The organism is Bacillus sp. FSL M7-1345, assembly GCF_038006985.1.
GTDB lineage: Bacteria > Bacillota > Bacilli > Bacillales > Bacillaceae_G > Bacillus_A > Bacillus_A cereus_U.
In genome coordinates, this window is record NZ_JBBOWG010000001.1 from 953,895 (window position 1) to 974,031 (window position 20,137).

Consider the following 20,137-nt stretch of genomic DNA (forward strand, 5'->3'; position numbering starts at 1 on the left):
TAATGGGTCTATATGGAATTTGTTTGATGATTATGTTTGATTATTCGAAATTACAAATATAAAAAAGCACCGATGCTTGGAATGATGAATCGATTTACAGCCGCGATACTCGGTGCGATTATTATGTATGAAATTGAACACCATGATTTCATGTGGACATTTGCAGCTGGAATTATGGGTGGGTATTTCTTGATTATAATTAATTTAGGATATTACAGCATGAGAGATGCGAAGAAATAAAGTGCTGTGTAAATAACTAATTTGGATGACTTGAATGTATAAACCTAAAAACTTTCCTTTATAGAGAGCTTTTTATTACAAAGAAAAGACACCCATATAAGAGTGTCTTTTCCAATAGTTTTTTAGCAGAAGCAAGAAGCTCCAACAATGATCAATAAAATAAACAATACAACTAATAAAGCAAAGCCGCCACCACAACTACTACAACTACCACCAAATCCCATAATAGTTCCTCCTTTAATAAGAGGGGAAAACAAGGGTACACTCATGTATTTTAACGGATTCAAATTACTTTATGTTTTTTACGCAATAATTGAGCAGGTCCTTTTGAAAATAAAGAAAAGACACCCTAAGGTGCCTTCCTCCGACTTGAACCATCTTAATTTTAATAATATTGGACTCCCGTCCGAATATTATTTTACCATGTTAAGTTGTTTTTGGAAATATGCTATATCGATAATTACAATCATACCATTAATAAGAACCCCATAAATGATAAACCATTCCACTAACAAAAAACACTAATCCTAAAAACAAAACAATTAAAGCAAGTACTCCATTTTGATTATGTTCCATAAAACTAGCTCCTTTTAGATTTATTTTTATCCCGCTATTTGTGGGCAGTAAAACTCCCACCTCAAAATTCAGGTGGAGCAAAGAAGTTAGGTGGGAGATAAACTGCCCGTAAACGCCCGATTGGTGAAGGCTAATAATCAGTGGGGGGATGAACAAAACCCCCACTGATTAAAGTTTCACTTTATATACAAAAAAGCCTTTAGTCGTAATTATGGCTAAAGGCTTTGAGCATTATACTTGTCACTTTATAAAATCTTATGAGAAGAATTTATAATGTTTTTTTATCAAATTTGAAACTGAAAATGTACTAGCTTGATAATGAAGCCTGGCTATTAGAATTGAAAAATTTTAGTTTTATTATAATTAATAGGAATGAAAGTAGTGTGAATATAAATCCGCTCCAAATAAGCTGGTGAATACCTAGGTTTGAAATGAACCAGCCTCCAATAGTTGTTCCTAGAGTAATTCCGAGATTTGAGAACGAAACGAATAGACTATTACCAAATTCAGGTGCTTCTTTTGCTTCGCTTATTAACCATGTTTGACCAACAATTAATCCACCAGCATGTACGATTCCCCAAATGAATACGATAAAAATCATTGGAACAAGGTAGGAACCTAAATAATAAACCAATATGTAAACAACAGAATATAGAATAGGGAATGATATTACGGTATTTATTATGCTTTTTTGCAGGAGACCACCAAATAAATGATTACCTAAAATCATAACTATACCAAATATGAATAGCATGATACTGATGAGAGATCCATTCATGGAAGTTACTTTTGCAAGGTACTCGGCGAAGTAGCTGTATACGGAAAACATGGCTGCAAAAAGGAATGTGACGGTTAAAATATTTAACCATAATCCTGGTTTGCCAAGTATACGAATTTGTTTGCCGAAAGACATTTTTTCTTTAACAGGCATAGAAGGAAGTAGGATTAGTATTCCAATGAATGCAAGTGTGTTAACGAACGCTCCGAATAAGAAAGCAACTTCGAGTGAAAATTGGTCTGCAAGGTAAGAGGTTAGTGGTACACCTAAAGCAAAGCCAACAGTAATTCCCATGAAAACTTTTGTAACTGCTTGACCGCTCTTTTCTGGAGGGACAAGTTTAGCAGCTGTTACAAGAGCGATTGAAAAGAAGAGTGGATGAAGCGCTGCCGGTAAAATACGAAAAATAAGCATGATTTCAAATTGTGTTGTATAAGCGTAGATTATATTTGAAATAACAAATATGAAAATTGCTGTTAATAAAATTATTTTGCGATTAATACTAGAGACGAGCAGAATTAAAAACGGACCAGAAATAGCAACAACTAGTGCAAATATACTTACTAAAAATCCAGCTTGTGTAGTTGAAATTCCGAATTTTTGAGTGATTTGTGGTAATACGCCGACAATACCCATCTCGGTAGTAATAATTCCGAACACACCTATTGCGAGTGTCAGAATAAGTAAAGGATTTACTTTTTTCATTTATAAAACTCTCCATTCATATCAGTATTTTGAAAGTTAATTCATTAACAAAGAAGCATTATTACAAGCATGATTGGATGCCAATATTATCAGGACTATGTAATTTGAAATACAATAACAGATATCTAAATAACTAGATATGATATGTTAAAAAATTTTCTCCTTTCCATGTTTCTTGCTTTTATAGGTAGTGCAACTTTATAAAAAAGTAATTGGATACCTGTAAAAAAGCAGAATCTGTGAAAGCTAATAATCAATTGATTATTAGCTTTCATTTTATAATTCGTTTTGGACGTATTCAGAAAACTCTCGTATTGTTTTTTCATTTCGACGATAGTATGTCCATTTTCCAATTCGGTCAGATTCTAGTAAGCCTGCTTTTTTCATAGTTAATAAATAACTAGAAATAACCGATTGGGCTAAGCCAGTTTTAAGCTGGATATCTCCTACACATACTCCAACTTGAAAGTTAAGGCCTTGTTCTAGATAAGGCTTTTCATCGAAATGGTTTTCTGGATTTTTCAACCATGATAAAATTTGACATCTTGTTTCATTTGACAATGCTTTATAAATTAATAAAGGTTCCATAAGGATATTATATCTACTTTTATAGATTTGTAAATGGGTTTTGGTGATTTTAAGGGAAGAAGGTATATGTGATCCCCTTAAATAGGAATAAGGTGCTCTTGATCTGTACCCTTTGTAAAGGACATTCCAAAAAAGTTAGGCAACCTCAAGAAGATGATTTCTGTATGCTGATATGATCCCCTTATAGTAGACAGTTGAAAGAAAGTTACTTTACTGTTTATTATGGAGGGGATTTTTTATGGGGAAAATTAGAAGAACTTTTTCAATTGATTTTAAAATGAAAGCTATTGAATTGTACTTACATAGAGGAATTGGAAGTAAGCTAATTGGAAAGGAATTAGGAGTTACATATTCAGTTGTAGATAGATGGATTAAAAAATATAAAAATGAGGGTATTCTGGGCCTACAAGAAAAACGTGGAAGATCTAAACAAACAAATGAAATAAGTCAAGATGCTAGAATACAACGATTAGAAGCGGAAAATGCATACTTAAAAAAGCTATTAGATACGAAAAGGGGGATGAGATCAAAAAAAGTAAATCAGTAGAATATGAGGTCATTCATACCTTAAAACAAAATTTTTCAATTGTATTGCTTTGTGAAATTGCAGGTGTTTCAAGAAGTGGATATTATAAGTGGAAAAAAAGAATCAACAATCCCTCTGAAAAGATGAAAGAGGACCAATTTATCATGTCTAAAATAGGAGAATGCGAACGAGATCCAGATATAAATGGCAGCTATGGTTACCGAAGAATTTGTATATGGCTCAAAAAGTATTATGGTTTACAGGTAAATCACAAAAGAGTATATCGTTTAATGAGGAGAATGGGGCTACAAGCTAAGATTCGAAAGAAAAAGTGGCGGCATTTTGGTTTAAAAGAACAATGCGTCGTGTCGGAAAATCTGTTAAACAGAGAGTTTTCAACTACAAGACCAAATGAAAAATGGGTTACAGATATAACTTATCTTACCTTTAATAATAAGCGCATATATCTTTCAGTGATACTAGATCTTTACAATAACGAAGTTGTGGCCTACCAAATGAGCGAATACAACAATTTAAAATTAGTTACAGATACAGTCAATAAAGCCTTAAGAAAAAGAAAAGCCTGCGAAACAGTATTACATAGCGACCGAGGTTATCAGTATACGTCAAAAAAATATAACCAATTACTTAAAAAGCACAAAATAACTGTGAGTATGTCTAGGAAGGGAAATTGTTACGATAATGCATGTATAGAGAGCTTTTTTAGTCATTTTAAGGCAGAATGCTTTTATAGACATACCTTTTATGAAAAGGCAGAAGTTTTTAAGGCCACTAAAAGATATATAAGCTATTACAATAACAAAAGATTTCAAAAAAGATTAAACAACCTTAGTCCTATTGAATTTGGAACTAAGGCTGCTTAATGAAAAGGCACCTAATCTATTACTGTCTACTTGACAGGGGTAAGACCAAGATTGTGAAGTTACCTTATTAAACTAACGGGTGATTTTTTGGAGGGAAATATTGGGGATGTAGATTTTTTTAAACAAGTAGTAAAAAGACTTTGCAACTAATAAAATAATAAGGTTTACTTCAGTAAAATAAGGTATAGTATATTTGTTGAATAGATTCTCTTTAAAGACAAGAAAAGTAGGTGAACAAAGTGGGAAAATATCAATTGGATTACAAAGGTCAGGCAGCTGTGGCAAAGTTTCATGAAAAACAGACGCCTGCCAAATTTGATAAAAAGCAGCAACTTGAAAAATTGCGTGCGGAGTATTTGAAAAAGAAGCAAAAACAAACAGATAAATAATATGTTACGTTTTTCCCGATTTTCTGTATATGGTGCAAACACAAGAAAATAGGTAAGTTATTCATCGTTCAAATATATACAGGCTATTTTTTCAAACCTCTTACTTATGCAACTAACGCATGCGTTAGTTCATTAAGAATAACTAAAGAAGTCGATTCCTTGAGATGGAAATCGGCTTTTTTAATAAGTGACATTTCCTTAGCGTCAGGAAAATGCGGATTTACAACGTTAAGGAGTTTACAATATTAAAAAGTCCAATTTCTCGGTATTAAGAAATTGGACTTTTTTCGTTACTTTGGAAAGGCGCCCTTTTATTGAATAAGAATTTTCTTTAAATCGCAGCGTGAATGCTGTGTTATATGACGTACCCGATTTCTTCGAGTTACTTTACACTGCTTTTCTGTTTCAATTTTCACTTCAGTAATGTATATTTCATTAAAGGCTTTTTATAAAACATCACTTACTTATTTGTTACCGAGTTGTTCCGCCAAACCGATTAGAAGTCCTTCGGTTCCACGAATGTAGCAGAGACGATACGAGTCCTCGTACTGAACAACTTCGCCAACGAGCTGAGCACCATACTTAGTAATAAGTCTGGATACCATTTCGTCAATGTCTTCAACGGTGAACATGACGCGTAGATAACCGAGGGCGTTTACAGGAGCAGTCCGGTGATCTGCTATAGTAGGTGGGGTGAGAAATCGCGAAAGTTCAATTCGGCTGTGGCCATCTGGGGTAACCATCACAGCAATCTCTACGCACTGAGAACCGAGTCCCGTTACATGGCCAGCCCATTCACCTTCGACAGTGGCTCGCCCTTCGAGGTTCAAGCCAATCTCCTCGAAGAAAGAGATTGCGTCATCAAGGGATTCTACAACGATGCCGACATTGTCCATTCTTAGTAATTTGTTTTTTGCCATAGTTTTATCTCCTTATGTGTAAAAATTTATTATCTGGTCCTCTTCATAATTATTCTGTTACAAATTCCTTCCAAACAAAAAACACTTTGTCGCAATTCATGATAACAAAGAAAAGTCACAGTATAGGAAAATGTGAAATTGGGTTTTCGGGTATGTCATATAGCATCTTGTTAACGAACAACACTTCGTAAACCCTCTACTATTGGAATATTCGCGAACCTTATTTCGTGAATGCCATCATGTTCAAATAGTTTCAAAAATTCGATACCGTAGTTGCTATACGATAAAACAACTTCGACTTCCCCACAAAATATTCCTGCCCTGTACTCCATTAAATGGTCCTTTAAGGAATAAGGAATGATTATTTGTTCCCTTCCGATTTCGTTCAATTGCTGAAATTGCCTTGAAGGATTTTACCTAGTCGAACTGACACGAATATAACCGATTTTCCGCAAAATATCACCTCGTTTTGAGACAAATCTTATGAGACACTCATAACTATGATTTTATATATGCTTCATCGGTTAAAGTACTACGAGGCTGTTTTTTATGTAGTTTGCTCACTTGTAGGTGTGATGTTAATTTATTATCCAGCTGTATTTGGAAGACCTATAATCCTCCAATGAGGTGATTAAGATACTGTCAGATAATATAAATATAGCAAATTAGTTCATAAAACAATTGGAAAAGGTTATAATGGTGCATTTAATGTATGGCATTTCCGTAAAGATACAGGGCATCATTATGTGTTGTGCAAGGGTATAAAGTTCAATATGGGGCGTGCTTCTAAAAGCTATTAAGATAGGTAGGTGTAAATGTGTTACGTGTTCAATTATCTCAATACTTACTAAAAGAGTCTCAATCTGCTCTTCATACATATGGAAAACGAGTGTATATGTTAAATGATGAAGGGTTATCACCTTATCCTATCTATTTAAATCAACCTATTATGATGGGTGTGGGAACGAATTGGAATCAGCATAAAGGATTTGAAGAAATCATTAAAGGATTTATAGGCGTAATTAACAAATTTCCTATGTATATGTTATTTGAAACTTATTTGTGTAGGGACTTTATTGAAGGGTTTTTAGAAGAGAATAAATTCCCGTTTGAGCTGGTTTTTACTAATAAGAAAAGGGATACGAACTTTTTTAACGTGTTAATTACTAATAGTGATGATATAACTACACTTATGAAGTATTTCTTCCAATCAGCACAAGATTCCCTCTATACGGTATTAAGTTATTCAGCGGGCTGTAAGATTATCAGCAATAATATTGGGGAGATTGGATTAAAGGCTGACAGTTTCTATCCAAGCTTTTCATTTATGTATGATGCGCAAGAATTATTTATTATTGGTGGGGAAGAAAAATGGTCAGATATCCATTATATAAAAAAATTTTTCCATCTTGAGCAGATTACAGATGAGCTAACTATTGATTTAAGAAAATGAATTTAATGATGATGTGTGTTTTAATTATATAAGTCTTGGATCTAAGGAATTAAAGTTAGTTGAGCAACTTTGTGTAGCGGAAGGATTATGTGTATGTCACACCACACTAAAGACCGAAAGTGATAAAGTGTTGTGTAAATAACTAATTTGGATGACTTGAATGTATAAACCTAAAAACTTTCCTTTATGGAGAGCTTTTTTATTACAAAGAAAAGACACCCATATAAGAGTGTCTTTTCCGATAGTTTTTTAGCAGAAGCAAGAAGCTCCAACAATGATCAATAAAATAAACAATACTACTAATAAAGCAAATCCTCCAGAAAAACCGCAGCTTCCGCCGCAACTACCACCAAATCCCATAATAGTTCCTCCTTTAATTAAGAGGGGAAAACAAGGGTACACTCATGTATTTTAACGGATTCAAATTACTTTATGTTTTTTACGCAATAATTGAGCAGGTCCTTTTGAAAATAAAGAAAAGACACTCTAAGGTGCCTTCCTCCGACTGGATAACGACATTTCATGTATTGGATTGTGGGAACTGGTGGATAAATTGCAAATTTGTTACCAACTGCTCGCTCCAACATCCGCCTTCAACCACTTCACCCAATCCAAATCTTCTACCTTAAGCAAACTTAACGAAACACCCTTCATATCTAAAGAAGTGAGAAGGGTACCAACCTTTACGAATTTAACTTGTAAGCCTTCCAGCTCACATAAACGGCGAATGTCGTTTGCGAAAATGTATTGTTCCATTAATGGTGTCGCACCTAGTCCATTAATGAGGATGGCGAAGTTGTCGCCTTTTCTCCAGCGATAAATGCTTTTTAGTTTATTCATAAGTTCGATCGCTAATATTTCAGAAGAAGATAGTGCTTCTTTACGGTAACCTTTTTCCCCGTGGATACCAACGCCGTAAAACACTTCATCATCATTTAATGTGAATGAAGCTTTTCCTTGTACTGGATCATTTGCAGGTGAAAGAGCGACTCCTAATGTGTGTAAGTTTTGGATGACAGAACGGCCAAGTGCTGTTAGTTCTTCTAAAGAATGTCCTTCAAGAGCGGCCGCGCCTAATATTTTTTGAACGAAAATGGTGCCCGCTACGCCGCGTCTTCTTTTATTAAAAGAAGCATCATCTTCAATTGAAACGTCGTCATTTACGATGATGTGGTCAATTTGTCTTCCTTCTTCTTTGGCGATTTGTTCTGCAGCTAAAAAGTTTTCTACGTCATCTTTAAAGTTTTTAATGATGAATAAAATACTTTTATCTTTTGGTATGAGGCGAGTTGCCGCTGCAATTTGTTCGACTGTAGGCGGAGTGAAGATACTTCCGTTTACTGCCGCTGTAAGCATTTCTTTTCCTACATAACCTATATCAGCAGGTTCGTGTCCGCTACCACCGCCGCTTATAAGGACAACGTTTTGCTTCATTTTTTCGATATCTTTTACATAAATGATGTTATGTGCTTCGTCATAGTTTACTTTGTCGTTATGTTCAAAATAAAAGCCATGCAGCATATCTTGAACAATATTTTCTACATCATTCATAATCTTTTTCATTGCTTTTTCCACCCTTTAATTACTTTGCTGATTGCTCAAGTAAAAGTAGTAATTGATTGTTTATCATATTTTTCATGAGAGAAGACATAATGGATGGATCTACTTCACATTTACTTTCAATCCAATCTTTTATCGTTCCAACGAAGCCGTGACTATAAAAGGAGGCAATCGTATTTTTTGTTTCAATAGAAAGAGTTAATCTACAGCTCATAGATAGTTCATCAATAATCTTCATATATAAGTTTTTCGTATGCTCAAATAAATAGTGATTGAACGAGTTTTGTTCAATGACTTTAAAAGCATTTCGGTAAAATTTTTGATTTTCATAAAAGTAATCAAATAATAAATCGAAAATATTTTCCCATGTTTCATAATCAAGAAAGTCTATAATATTTTCTTTCGTTTCTTCTCTATAAATCCAGCTTAATAGTTCAAATTTATCTTTAAAATGATAATAAAAAGTTTGCCTACGCATTTGACAGTGTAACATAATATCGCTCACTGATATTTTATGAAACGACTCTGTTTCCATTAAATGTTTCAATGAATTCGCGATTATCTTTTTAGAAATTATAGAAGAGGTCATCTTAATCATCCCTAGAATGTTAGTAATATAAGGCTGTTTTCTCAAAGATTGTTGCTGTTAAAACTAAAAGGCAGATTTAATCTACAAAACGTGTAGAATACTTTGCTATAATCAACCCAGGATATATAATTATGGTTAATCGAAAGGAGGGATAATAATGAAACAAGTAGCTCTCCATCATTTGCACAAAGAGCATAATAAACGAATAGCAGAATTTCATAAAAACCACGAAATTGAAATTCAGCGTGGTGAAAATGGGAACGGTTTGTTAGCTAAATGGGAAAGATTTTTTTATAACAAGGTAATTTACCCTCTAAAGAATGTGAAATAATACCTACCTATTAAATGAATTGTCATCCTTGTACAGTTCATTTTGTATCGCATTTTAAGTCAAATACGCATTAATCTTTTTTTCTTATTCAACTAAACTGCTCCGTTAGTTACATAACAATAAACCACGGAATCTACCTAAAAAGCATCTGATTAATGATGCTTTTTATCTTTTCTTAATGCTTCAACTGTGAAATAGTTAGATTTTTGACAAGCTGAAATAAGCATTTGCTCTACTCGATTTTCAAATGCTAAGTTTTTATGTAACTCAAGCCAACGATACCAGTAGAGGTAACTATCCAAATAATACGTATCTCCACATTATTGAACACCTCCTGAAAATGCATTATATTCAACCGTAATCAGTATTTTCAAGAGAGCAACAATCTATACGAAAACAGCCTAATATAAAAATCCTATCCATAAATGAGAGCGGTGTCTTTAGACAGATTGTCCATTTTGTCCGTTTACTATAAAACGCTTTCATTTTAACATGAGTAGTAAGAAGAAGATTTCAAATATATCACAATATATTAAAGGAATTGAGGGAGAATCACAATGAAAAAGATTATAAATAAACCAGAAACATTAGTAATGGAAATGTGCAACGGAATGGTTATGGCTCATCCAGAACTTGAGCTTTTGAAAAAATATAAAGTGATTAAGAAGAAAGAAATGAACGAAAATAAAGTAACGTTAATTAGCGGCGGTGGTAGTGGTCATGAGCCAGCACATGCAGGATTAGTTGGAAAAGGAATGTTAGATGCGGCAGTGTGCGGAGATGTGTTTGCTTCTCCTTCACAAATTCAGGTATATCAAGCGATTAAAGAGACGGCAAGTAAAAAAGGTACGTTATTAATTATTAAAAATTATAGCGGCGATATTATGAATTTCAAAAACGGTGCGCATTTAGCGACTGAAGATGGAATTGAAGTAGACTACGTAAAAGTGGACGATGATATTGCGGTAGAAGATAGCCTTTACACAGTAGGACGCCGCGGCGTTGCGGGAGTTATTTTCGTTCATAAAATTGCCGGCGCAGCAGCGGAAGCAGGTATGGATTTAGGAGCGGTGAAAGCTGTAGCGGAAAAAGCAGCGGCTAACGTGCGCACAATCGGTTTAGCGTTAACTTCTTGTACAGTTCCGGCAAGCGGATCACCTACTTTTACACTTGCGGAAGATGAAATGGAATACGGCGTAGGTATTCACGGCGAACCAGGAATTAAACGTGAAAAAACGCTGTCAGCAGATGAATTAGCTAACCGTATGACAAATGATTTAGTAAAAGATTTAGGAGTAAAAGATGGTGAAGAAATCGCGCTTCTTGTAAATGGTTTTGGCGGAACACCACTGCAAGAACTTTACCTATTTAACAACGCAGTTACGAGAGAATTAGCTGCTAGAAACATTAAAATTAATAGAGTATTCGTCGGTAACTATATGACAAGTATCGATATGGCGGGTATGTCTTTAACAGTAATGAAATTAGATGACGAGCTAAAAACATTACTATCGAAAGAATGTAATACACCAGCGTTTAAAGTAGATGGACCAGTTGAGAGTGTAGAGTACGTGAATGTGCTTGAAGGTGTAGAAGAGAAGGAAGTTTTATTTGAACTAGAAACAGCGGAAGAGCACGCTGTTATGAAAGATAATGTAATTACATTAAACAACATGATCTATCTCGTTGATAAAATGAGTGACATCATTATTAAAAATGAAGTACCGTTCTGTGAGTTAGATACACATGCAGGTGACGGTGACTTCGGAATGAGTGTGGCAAAAGGGTTTAAGCAATTAAAACGTGAGTGGAGTTCTATTTTAGGACAAGACAATGTAACGATCGGATCGTTCCTTGACGGTTGTTCTATGATTATTATGGAACATTGCGGCGGCGCTTCAGGTCCAATTTGGGGCGGTGCGTTCCGCGCAGCTAGTAAAGCAGCAGGCGAAAGACGTGAGCTAACAGTAGGAGAGTTCGCTGAAATGTTACAAGCAGCACTTCAAGGCATACAATCTATCGGTGAAAGATCGTTCGGAAGAGGAGCGGTAGTTGGTGATAAAACACTTGTTGACGCACTTGCTCCATGTGTAGACTCTTGGTTCGATAGCGCTTCAAATGGTACAGACGTGAAAACTGCCTTTGAAAAAGGAGCAGAAGCAGCGGTTAAAGGAGCAGAGTATACGAAAGAAATCGTAGCTCGTATGGGCCGCGCTGGTACAGTTGGTGAAAGAAGCTTAGGCTATCCAGATGCAGGTGCACATGCACTTGGAGTTATCTTTACGGAGATTGCGGGTAGTTTGAAATAGAAATTAAAAGATCCCCTCTGCCTTAAGGTGGAGGGGATTTTTCTATAGTTGATTGATATATAATTTTGCTAGATGCTCTCTCCGTAAAGATATGTATGTTTATAAATACTAAGATAATAGTTTTAAAAGAAGCAACGTGAGTTCCTATAAATATGGAATTCACGTTGTTTAATTGTGTTTTGGAAAACGGCCCAATCGATAAAAATCACTTCAAAAGGTGGTATTTATTGTTTTGGGTTTCAAAATTATGGTTGGACACCTTATGAAGTGGTTTGGGAGGGATAAAGAGATTATTCCATAAGGTGTACCTTTTGAAACACTCTTGCGGAGATATCAAGGATTCTTAAATAGGAAATTACAAATATATAAAAACAAAGAATTAATTATCATTATAGGCTACATAAAAAACACTCTCGATTTTAAAATTTTTTCTCAATAAAGATTATGGATAAATTTAGAAAAAAACGGAAAGGGATTTTCGGTTTGTTTAAAGATTAAATGTGAAGGAAAAGAAATAAGAATAGTCTTTGTGATTACTATTTTATTTTTATTATAGAAAGATAAAATATTTGAAAGTTCTTAACAATGCGTTATAATATGTTTAGTAAAATTAACCAAAAAATATATTTTATTTATTATGTACTAAAGGAGAGATAAAAATGGCTGGACAAATTCGTATGTCACCAGAGGAGCTTAAATCGAAAGCCACTCGATATGGACAAGGTGCAAATCAAATTGAGGATATTTTACGTCAACTACAAAACTTACAAAATGAATTAAGAGGAGAATGGGAAGGTCGTGCATTTGAAGGTTTTGACCAACAGTTCAATGAATTAAAGCCAAAAGTACAAAACTTCGCACAGCTATTACAAGAAATTAATATGCAGCTTAATAAAACTGCAGAGGCTGTTGCTTCTCATGATGAAGAATTATCACGTAATTTCGGTTTGAAATAAAAAACGTTTTACCCTATATAACAAGAACTTTAAATGAGCCATACAATATAAGTTGTATGGCTTATTTAAATGCGTACCCAGCTTAGGTGGGCACGCATTTAAAAAGGGCGATATTGATAGGGAAATCTCATATATTTATTGAAATTTCTTCGATACGTTTGGAAAAATTATAGAAAGGGTTTGAAAGAATGGGACAATTTCAAAGTAATTTACAAACAGCAACGCAAATTGCTACGAAAATGGGATCAGCCTCTGACAGGATTCAAAGTGCAACAAGTCGTTCTATAACAAAGGCGACGCGTACAACACTATCTGTTAACTCCAAAGCACAAGAAGCTAATCAACAAGTTTTAGACTTGACGAAACAATTTTTTGTTGCCTTTCAACAAGCGGTTGATAATATTCATTCGGTAGCTAACGAGTTTGAGAGAATGGATAACGAACTTCACAACACTTTTCGCTAATGTGACAACCTACGTAAAGGTAAAATGGTAGGAGGAATATGATGAGTCAAGATATTGAAAAACAAATTAATCAAGTAAATCAAAAGTTAAGAAGTGTATTTGAAGAACAAGACCGAAATCAATCCGCGATTCACATTCAGGAGCAAGCGGAAGCAGATTTTTATGAATGGAGAGGTCGAAGCCATCGTTTGTTTGATCGAATTTTAGGAACTTGGCATGGTGATAGAGAAATGTCTCAGTTTCTTATGAATACATATCAAGATGCACAACATATTGAAAGAAAAGTCACATTTGAATTGGAAAACAAAAAAGAAACGTTGCTTAAAGAAAGACGAGACCTTAGTGATTTAGAAAACGACCTTTCCTATCAACAACAAAAATTAGCAAGGGAGGTCAATGCATGAGTTTAAATATGTATTTCGGAGAAGTACAAAGCCAAACTCAAAGCATGAATGCTGTATGTATCGCTACCATTCAAGGCATAGAACAAGCGATTCAGTCGATTGACGCTTTTGCAGTTGATACTGTGTTACAAGGGCAAACATATAGTAGTGCAAAAGCATTTTTTGTTCAAACCTTTCGTCCTTTAGCGCAAGGAATCATTTATTTATGTGAAGAATTAATCCGTCAGAATGATGCTTTTCCAAGTCAATTTCAATCAAAGGTAGCTTCAACAGATGTTATTGAACAAGAAATAAGAGAACAAATTCAAGAAATCAATCAAACGATTGCAAGTATAGAAGCAATAGAGGTACTTACACCAATGCCTGGAGTAGACGCAATTGTTGCAGTCTTAGTTGCAATGAGAAAAAAACTTGAAGAAAAACTAGAGCATCTATATGAATTCAATTATACGTCCAGTAATAACTACAGCACGGCCCTTCAACTAGCATCCAGTATTGCTGCTGGTCTTACTGAAGTTCAAAGTGGAAAAGGATTTAGTCCTGCAAGTGGCACGTTTAGTACACAAGACTTGAATATGGAGTGGACGACTTCTATTCAAACAATTACAGAAGATAGGAATCGTCAGACTGACAACCTTCTAAATAGTAGTACAATTGAAGAAGGAGCGATTGATGGTAGATCTTCATCGGAATCAGAAGAAAAAGGTTTTGATGGTAAAAAACTAGCAAGAGATATAGCTGGTGAAATAAGTGGTGAATATGATGTTCGTCGGGCTTGGGATGGTGTTGATCCATCAACTGGAGAAAAACTGTCTACTTTGGACCGATTTTTAGCTGGCGGGATGGCAGTAGCTGGTCTTACCCCTATTGGAAAACTTTCGAAAGTTGGTAAGGGTGTGAAGATGACTGCTAACGCTACTAAGGCTGTAAATAAAGCTAAAAAAGTACCTGTTGAGAAAGTCAATGGAGTTAAGGGTACAGGTGAAGTTAATAAGAAAGTCAGCAGAACTAGTGTAGGAGAAGAAAACGTTACTTATCGTAGGGTTCAAGGCGGTGATAGTAAAGAGTTAATTTTAGCTAATGATGATGGTACACTTTCCTTAAATAGTAAATGGAGGGCAGATCATAACTTAAATGTATCTACTGGAAAAGATCACTCTACATATTTCAAAAATAAACGAGCAGACTCATATATTGTGGAATTTGAAGTGCCACAGTATTTGGATAATTTAATTAAAGAAAATGCAATTTCTCAGAAGGGTTATAAAACTAATCCACTTAATCAAGGTAGAACAGCTCCTAAGATTGTTGACAAGGGTATTTTTGATAAATATGGATTTGAAGGTGTTGCATACGAATTACCTGACCCCATTAGTCGGTGGTTGGTAGAATATGGCCGAAATGCTAAACTTATTAAGTAAGAGAGGAGTACGAATTAAATGATTAAGCCTTTATATGCGGAAAATATTATAGTAGGTGTAAAATATAAAAATAAGTTCAATTGGTATATAACTGAACCGGATTTATGGTATTTAGATTATAATCAAGCTGGGTACTCTCCTAGTGAATATCCAGAAGAAAGAAAAGGTATTAGTATTTTAAATGAGACTACAATAGCTAACTTTTTAGAAAGAATAGAAAAATATGAAAGATTCACAGAAGATATTAGGTTAGAATTTTTAAGGGAACTAAGAACTAATAGAGAAGAAGCCTATTATGATTATAATCCATGTTTCCTGATAGATTTTGAGCGTTTAATTTTTTATTCTAATTATCCGGAATCAATATCTTTTGAAGAATATATTCCGAATAACTGGAGAGGTTATTTACAGCGATTTGATGAACAAGTACTCTATGAGTATAGATACTGGGAAGATAAGAATAAAAGCTATTTAGTTAGAGAGGATTAGGTCATGCAAGAAAATAAATTAATTATGATAAAAGAAACATTTAAAAATGATGAAACTGGTGAACTAACGCCAGGAGTTACTATAATACTTGATGGAAATGTAAGAAAAGTATTGGAAATAATTATGGAAAAACAAGGTTATTCGGATTATCCAGAAGCTCTAAAAGAAGTTATTTTTGAAGGGATTCATCATTTTGTGAAAAGAAATAAATAATAAACTGACATATATTCTTAAGGTAAAGGGCAATTCCGAAAGGGATATGCCCTTTTTATTTTTTAAATTTGAAATGTATCTAAGATATTATCTTTTTCTTCTTTATTGATACCAATATATTTAAGTGTAATTTGTGGTGTGCTATGATTCAAGATTTCTTGCAACATAGCTACATCTTTTGTTTGTTTATAGAACCAATAGCCGAAGGTTTTGCGCATGGTGTGGGTACCAATGGATTCTACACCGGCAAAATCTCCGGCTTTTTGCAATTGTCGATAAGCCTGGATTTTACTAATGGGTTGATCTCCTTTTCTTGAAGGGAATAACCAGATACTTTCTAGTGTTTGGGCATACAAATAGATTTCATCGAAAATAGAAGTAAGGTTAATCATGCGTTCTTTCTTTGTTTTTCCTTCTTTGATTTTAAATTCTTTTCTCTTTTTTTGTTTTAGCTTTACTATGGTTTGTGTTTCAAGTTGAAGTAGATCGCTAATACGTAATCCGGTATGAATACCGATTAGAAAGAGAATATAGTCTCGTTCTGAGCAATGACGTTTAAGAGCCCATTTCATATCTTCAATCTGATTTTTGCTACGGATGGTTTGGAGATCAATGAGATGTGTTTTTTTGTTCATGGATTTTTGACATCTTTATTTATAGTGTTTTAAATGTATACTTTTGTTATGTAAATTGAGGATATTAGGAAATTTGGTAAGAAGTCAATAATTTAGGGGAAATGAAAGTAAACTAATATTCAAAAGTTTATATTCATTTTTATTAGCTTAATATTTTCATACTTTTGTAAAATTGATTTTCACTATATGAAAATCAAACACGTTTTTAAAATATGTACCTTTTGGGAGCTTGAAATAGATTTTTAATTTTGATTTTCTGTGTGGAATTATATCGACGAAAATGACTTTTTTGAAAATTCACAAGGGGTGTTAAATGTTAGTGGAATAATGAACAATATGTCGGATATTTTTTAGGGGTACCTGATAATTTTTGAAACGGGGAATTAAACATGGAAAGAAAAAAATCCAATAATTTTCTGATGATTTAAGCGGTAATTAGAATATAAATAGAAAAGGAATTCAATAGGATTCCTTAGGTGGTAATCATTTATTTACTGCCAAAAAATAAGTGAATCGAGCCAATATGACTATTGCACTTAAAATAAATAACAGCTTTTTTGTAAAGTGAATCTGTATAAACTGATTCAGAATCTTATAAGAATCCATATGAAAAGTATTCATACAAATATCAAACAGTCCAAGTTGCAATGAGAAACTTGGGCTGTTTGATATTTCCTTTCCTAGCACTACTCTATCGCCATCGAAACAAAAGAACGAGTGATCCCACTTTATAGTTATGCGCAAAACATAAACCAGCAGAACCTTTGTATTTTGCTATCCTACGCATTTCACCCTGCACAAAAAAATATTTCTCAACATTTTATTTGTTGAAAAAGATTGAATATTCTCTATAAAGAGAATATTATGTTGCTATCGGCAAAAAAAATGATAATTCGCAGACACTGGGGAGGAAATACATTGAAAAAGAATAAGAAGTTAAAACCTTTATCAGTTTTAGCAACAGCGGCAGTACTAAGTAGTAGTTTTGCTTTTGGAAGTCATGCAGCTTATGCTGAGACACCACCAACACCATCTCTACCAATAGATGAGCATTTAATACCGGATGAGCGTTTGGCAGAAGCACTAAAACAACGGGGCGTAATTGATCAATCTGCATCACAAGCTGAGACGTCAAAGGCTGTCGAAAAATATGTTGAGAAAAAGAAAGGGGAAAACCCTGGTAAAGAAATCTTGACAGGAGATAGTCTTACGCAAGAAGCTTCTGATTTTATGAAAAAAGTAAAAGATGCAAAAATGAAGGAAAATGAACAGGCACAGCAGCCTACAGTAGGGCCAGCAGCTGGACAAGGTGCTGGATTGAATTCTAGTAAATTAAATGGAAAAGTACCTACTGCACCAGCGAAGCAAGAAGAGTACAACGGTGCTGTTCGAAAAGATAAAGTACTTGTTTTACTTGTAGAATTTAGCGATTTTAAGCATAACAATATTGATCAAGAGCCAGGATACATGTATTCTAAGGACTTTAATCGTGAACATTATCAAAAAATGTTATTTGGTGATGAACCATTTACGTTATTTGATGGATCGAAGATTAATACATTTAAACAATTTTATGAAGAACAATCTGGCGGGAGCTACACAGTTGATGGAACTGTAACGGAATGGCTTACTGTTCCAGGGAAAGCTTCAGATTACGGTTCGGATGCGGGTACTGGCCATGATAACAAAGGTCCTTTAGGGCCACGTGATTTTGTGAAAGAAGCATTAAAGGCAGCGGTAGCAAAAGGAATTAATTTAGCAGACTATGATCAATTCGATCAATATGATCAAAATGGTGATGGAAATAAAAACGAGCCAGATGGCATTATTGATCATTTAATGGTTGTACATGCTGGCGTGGGTCAAGAAGCTGGTGGCGGTAAATTGAAAGATGATGCGATTTGGTCTCATCGTTCAAAACTTGGATCAAAACCATATGCGATTGATGGCACAAAATCTTCTGTTTCAAATTGGGGCGGAAAGATGGCTGCATACGATTATACAATCGAGCCTGAGGACGGAGCAGTTGGTGTGTTTGCGCATGAGTATGGTCATGATTTAGGCTTACCAGATGAGTACGATACAAAGTATTCAGGACAAGGTGAACCTGTTGAGTCATGGTCTATTATGAGCGGCGGCAGCTGGGCTGGAAAAATTGCAGGAACAGAGCCAACAAGTTTCTCACCACAAAATAAAGAGTTTTTCCAAAAGAATATGACGGGCAACTGGGCGAATATCGTTGAGGTAGATTATGATAAACTTCGCACAGGAGTCGGTGTTGCAACATATTTAGATCAAAGTGTTACAAAATCAAAACGACCAGGAATCGTTCGTGTTAACTTGCCAGACAAAGATATCAAAAATATCGAATCGGCATTTGGTAAGAAGTTTTATTACAGTACAAAAGGAAATGACATTCATACAACACTTGAGACACCAGTATTTGATTTAACAAATGCAAAAGATGCTAAGTTCGATTATAAGGCATTCTACGAACTTGAAGCGAAGTATGATTTCCTTGATGTATATGCGATTGCAGAAGATGGAACGAAGACACGTATTGATAGAATGGGCGAAAAAGATGTAAAAGGCGGCGCGGATACAACTGATGGTAAGTGGGTTGATAAAACTTACGATTTAAGCCAATTCAAAGGGAAAAAAGTAAAACTGCAATTTGAGTATTTAACAGATATTGCAGTAGCTTATAAAGGATTTGCGTTAGATAATGCAGCATTAACTGTAGATGGCAAAGTTGTTTTCTCGGATGATGCAGAAGGCCAGCCAGCAATGACGTTAAAAGGATTTACTGTATCTAACGGATTGGAACAGAAAAAAAATAATTACTATGTAGAGTGGAGAAATTACGCTGGTTCTGACACGGCGTTACAACATGCGCGTGGCCCAGTGTTTAATACAGGAATGGTTGTATGGTATGCGGATCAAAGCTTTACAGATAACTGGGTAGGTGTTCATCCAGGTGAAGGATTCTTAGGAGTAGTAGATTCTCATCCAGAGGCAATCGTAGGAACATTAAACGGACAACCGACTGTGAAGAGCAGTACGCGCTATCAAATTGCCGATGCGGCATTCTCATTTGATCAAGCGCCAGCATGGAGAGTAGACTCGCCAACTCGCGGTATCTTTGACTATAAAGGATTACCAGGAGTTGCAAAGTTTGATGATTCTAAGCAGTACATCAACAGCGCTATTCCAGATGCAGGACGTAAGTTGCCGAAACTAGGATTGAAGTTTGAAGTAGTAGGTCAAGCTGAAGACAAGTCTGCAGGTGCAGTTTGGATTCATCGATAGAATAAGGTGAAACTATGAGGGAGCTGCCTCATAAGTCGGTGAAACCGACTTATGGACAGCTCTCTTCTTATTGTAGAAACAGGGCAGTTTAGGAACCAGTTCATAGAAAAGAAAGATACAAAATTCATTGTTTGATTTCGGCTGAGGAATTTGATTCATCTATTTTGTGTTTGCTAATAAATGTATTAATGCTTGTTTTAATGGTTTAGCTTGACGTTCTAATAATAAATTTAAATCGGTATGTGTTGATTCTAATCCTCCTTCACGAATCCCTTTTTGAGTCATTACTAACGTCTTATTACCAATAGATAGAACGTATTGAGCACAAGCGCATTTAATTGGAAGAAAATCAAACAACTTATAAGAGTCGTTCTACATTTTATCCCGCATTAACGGGC

Annotated in this window: 21 protein-coding genes and 4 pseudogenes; 15 read left to right on the forward strand and 10 right to left on the reverse strand. The window is 34.8% G+C overall.

Translation table 11 applies throughout. The annotated features are described in order from the left end of the window. Nucleotides 1-54 precede the first annotated feature (54 nt). Nucleotides 55-240 (forward strand): annotated as a pseudogene (locus MHB76_RS04905) (ATP synthase I); the annotation flags it as partial. 122 nt (nucleotides 241-362) lie between these two features. Here the strand turns inward: MHB76_RS04905 and MHB76_RS04910 are convergent. From MHB76_RS04910 to MHB76_RS04920, 3 genes are all read right to left on the reverse strand, one after another. Beyond that, nucleotides 363-464, reverse strand: coding sequence for a YjcZ family sporulation protein (locus MHB76_RS04910; RefSeq protein ID WP_000505688.1), 102 nt, complete (start codon nucleotides 462-464; stop codon nucleotides 363-365). Between the two features lie 659 nt (nucleotides 465-1,123). After that, a complete protein-coding gene (locus MHB76_RS04915) occupies nucleotides 1,124-2,299 on the reverse strand; it encodes an MFS transporter (RefSeq protein ID WP_340822259.1) in 1,176 nt (391 codons plus the stop codon). 276 nt (nucleotides 2,300-2,575) lie between these two features. Then, the gene (locus MHB76_RS04920; RefSeq protein WP_002159054.1) at nucleotides 2,576-2,887 is read right to left on the reverse strand and encodes an ArsR/SmtB family transcription factor; all 312 of its coding nucleotides are present in this window, start codon (nucleotides 2,885-2,887) and stop codon (nucleotides 2,576-2,578) included. Nucleotides 2,888-3,125: 238 nt separating this feature from the next. On the opposite strand from MHB76_RS04920, the gene MHB76_RS04925 reads away from it, so the two are divergent. The 3 genes from MHB76_RS04925 (at nucleotide 3,126) to MHB76_RS04935 (ending at nucleotide 4,686) form a co-directional block, all read left to right on the forward strand. Next, nucleotides 3,126-3,434: a helix-turn-helix domain-containing protein gene (locus tag MHB76_RS04925; RefSeq protein ID WP_078175295.1), complete on the forward strand. Its 309-nt coding sequence runs from the start codon at nucleotides 3,126-3,128 to the stop codon at nucleotides 3,432-3,434. Further along, nucleotides 3,413-4,297, forward strand: a complete 885-nt coding sequence (locus tag MHB76_RS04930; protein WP_254866035.1) for an IS3 family transposase — start codon at nucleotides 3,413-3,415, stop codon at nucleotides 4,295-4,297. Before MHB76_RS04925 ends, MHB76_RS04930 begins: the two co-directional genes overlap by 22 nt. 239 nt (nucleotides 4,298-4,536) lie before the next feature. Continuing rightward, nucleotides 4,537-4,686, forward strand: coding sequence for a hypothetical protein (locus MHB76_RS04935; RefSeq protein ID WP_002069316.1), 150 nt, complete (start codon nucleotides 4,537-4,539; stop codon nucleotides 4,684-4,686). Nucleotides 4,687-5,150: 464 nt separating this feature from the next. Here the strand turns inward: MHB76_RS04935 and MHB76_RS04940 are convergent, their stop codons facing one another. Continuing rightward, on the reverse strand, nucleotides 5,151-5,606 hold the full coding sequence (locus tag MHB76_RS04940; protein ID WP_002159053.1) for a VOC family protein: 456 nt from the start codon (nucleotides 5,604-5,606) through the stop codon (nucleotides 5,151-5,153). Between the two features lie 533 nt (nucleotides 5,607-6,139). On the opposite strand from MHB76_RS04940, the pseudogene MHB76_RS04945 reads away from it, so the two are divergent. Together MHB76_RS04945 and MHB76_RS04950 are read left to right on the forward strand one after the other, a co-directional pair. Further along, nucleotides 6,140-6,232 (forward strand): annotated as a pseudogene (locus MHB76_RS04945) (VanZ family protein); the annotation flags it as partial. A gap of 191 nt (nucleotides 6,233-6,423) precedes the next feature. Further along, the gene (locus MHB76_RS04950) at nucleotides 6,424-7,059 is read left to right on the forward strand and encodes a hypothetical protein (RefSeq protein ID WP_078175208.1); all 636 of its coding nucleotides are present in this window, start codon (nucleotides 6,424-6,426) and stop codon (nucleotides 7,057-7,059) included. A 249-nt stretch (nucleotides 7,060-7,308) separates the two neighbouring features. On the opposite strand, the gene MHB76_RS04955 is transcribed toward MHB76_RS04950, so the two are convergent. The 3 genes from MHB76_RS04955 to dhaS form a co-directional block, all read right to left on the reverse strand. Next, nucleotides 7,309-7,419: a YjcZ family sporulation protein gene (locus tag MHB76_RS04955; protein WP_000505686.1), complete on the reverse strand. Its 111-nt coding sequence runs from the start codon at nucleotides 7,417-7,419 to the stop codon at nucleotides 7,309-7,311. A gap of 204 nt (nucleotides 7,420-7,623) precedes the next feature. Further along, complete coding sequence (gene dhaQ, locus MHB76_RS04960; RefSeq protein ID WP_078175207.1) at nucleotides 7,624-8,622, reverse strand: DhaKLM operon coactivator DhaQ; 999 nt, start codon at nucleotides 8,620-8,622, stop codon at nucleotides 7,624-7,626. A 19-nt stretch (nucleotides 8,623-8,641) separates the two neighbouring features. Then, nucleotides 8,642-9,208, reverse strand: coding sequence for a dihydroxyacetone kinase transcriptional activator DhaS (gene dhaS / locus MHB76_RS04965; RefSeq protein WP_002202924.1), 567 nt, complete (start codon nucleotides 9,206-9,208; stop codon nucleotides 8,642-8,644). Between the two features lie 157 nt (nucleotides 9,209-9,365). On the opposite strand from dhaS, the gene MHB76_RS04970 reads away from it, so the two are divergent. Continuing rightward, on the forward strand, nucleotides 9,366-9,539 hold the full coding sequence (locus MHB76_RS04970) for a hypothetical protein (protein WP_171902546.1): 174 nt from the start codon (nucleotides 9,366-9,368) through the stop codon (nucleotides 9,537-9,539). A gap of 152 nt (nucleotides 9,540-9,691) precedes the next feature. Here the strand turns inward: MHB76_RS04970 and MHB76_RS04975 are convergent. Further along, nucleotides 9,692-9,850 (reverse strand): annotated as a pseudogene (locus MHB76_RS04975) (IS1595 family transposase); the annotation flags it as partial. Nucleotides 9,851-10,096: 246 nt separating this feature from the next. Between MHB76_RS04975 and dhaK the strand changes: the two are divergent. From dhaK to MHB76_RS05010, 7 genes are all read left to right on the forward strand, one after another. Further along, nucleotides 10,097-11,848 (forward strand): dihydroxyacetone kinase subunit DhaK, encoded by a 1,752-nt coding sequence (gene dhaK / locus MHB76_RS04980; RefSeq protein ID WP_340985851.1) that lies wholly within the window; start codon nucleotides 10,097-10,099, stop codon nucleotides 11,846-11,848. A gap of 659 nt (nucleotides 11,849-12,507) precedes the next feature. After that, entirely contained in the window at nucleotides 12,508-12,804 is a 297-nt protein-coding gene (locus MHB76_RS04985) for a WXG100 family type VII secretion target (RefSeq protein ID WP_000918596.1), read from the forward strand. A 188-nt stretch (nucleotides 12,805-12,992) separates the two neighbouring features. Then, a complete protein-coding gene (locus tag MHB76_RS04990) occupies nucleotides 12,993-13,268 on the forward strand; it encodes a TIGR04197 family type VII secretion effector (RefSeq protein ID WP_340985855.1) in 276 nt (91 codons plus the stop codon). A gap of 41 nt (nucleotides 13,269-13,309) precedes the next feature. Continuing rightward, nucleotides 13,310-13,672, forward strand: a complete 363-nt coding sequence (locus MHB76_RS04995; RefSeq protein WP_340988128.1) for a DUF3958 family protein — start codon at nucleotides 13,310-13,312, stop codon at nucleotides 13,670-13,672. Then, entirely contained in the window at nucleotides 13,669-15,093 is a 1,425-nt protein-coding gene (locus MHB76_RS05000) for a pre-toxin TG domain-containing protein (protein ID WP_340985857.1), read from the forward strand. The genes MHB76_RS04995 and MHB76_RS05000 overlap by 4 nt, the downstream gene beginning before the upstream one ends. An 18-nt stretch (nucleotides 15,094-15,111) precedes the next feature. Beyond that, nucleotides 15,112-15,582, forward strand: coding sequence for a hypothetical protein (locus MHB76_RS05005; protein WP_078174824.1), 471 nt, complete (start codon nucleotides 15,112-15,114; stop codon nucleotides 15,580-15,582). Between the two features lie 3 nt (nucleotides 15,583-15,585). After that, nucleotides 15,586-15,795 carry a hypothetical protein gene (locus MHB76_RS05010; RefSeq protein WP_078174823.1) on the forward strand — a complete coding sequence of 70 codons (210 nt, stop codon included), beginning with the start codon at nucleotides 15,586-15,588 and terminating at the stop codon, nucleotides 15,793-15,795. A 62-nt stretch (nucleotides 15,796-15,857) separates the two neighbouring features. Here the strand turns inward: MHB76_RS05010 and MHB76_RS05015 are convergent, their stop codons facing one another. Continuing rightward, nucleotides 15,858-16,430: a tyrosine-type recombinase/integrase gene (locus tag MHB76_RS05015; RefSeq protein WP_078174822.1), complete on the reverse strand. Its 573-nt coding sequence runs from the start codon at nucleotides 16,428-16,430 to the stop codon at nucleotides 15,858-15,860. 918 nt (nucleotides 16,431-17,348) lie between these two features. Here MHB76_RS05015 and MHB76_RS05020 point away from each other — a divergent pair. Beyond that, nucleotides 17,349-19,739: an immune inhibitor A domain-containing protein gene (locus MHB76_RS05020; protein WP_340985863.1), complete on the forward strand. Its 2,391-nt coding sequence runs from the start codon at nucleotides 17,349-17,351 to the stop codon at nucleotides 19,737-19,739. 159 nt (nucleotides 19,740-19,898) lie between these two features. On the opposite strand, the pseudogene MHB76_RS05025 reads toward MHB76_RS05020, so the two are convergent. Continuing rightward, nucleotides 19,899-20,030 (reverse strand): annotated as a pseudogene (locus MHB76_RS05025) (SDR family NAD(P)-dependent oxidoreductase); the annotation flags it as partial. Between the last annotated feature and the right edge of the window lie 107 nt (nucleotides 20,031-20,137).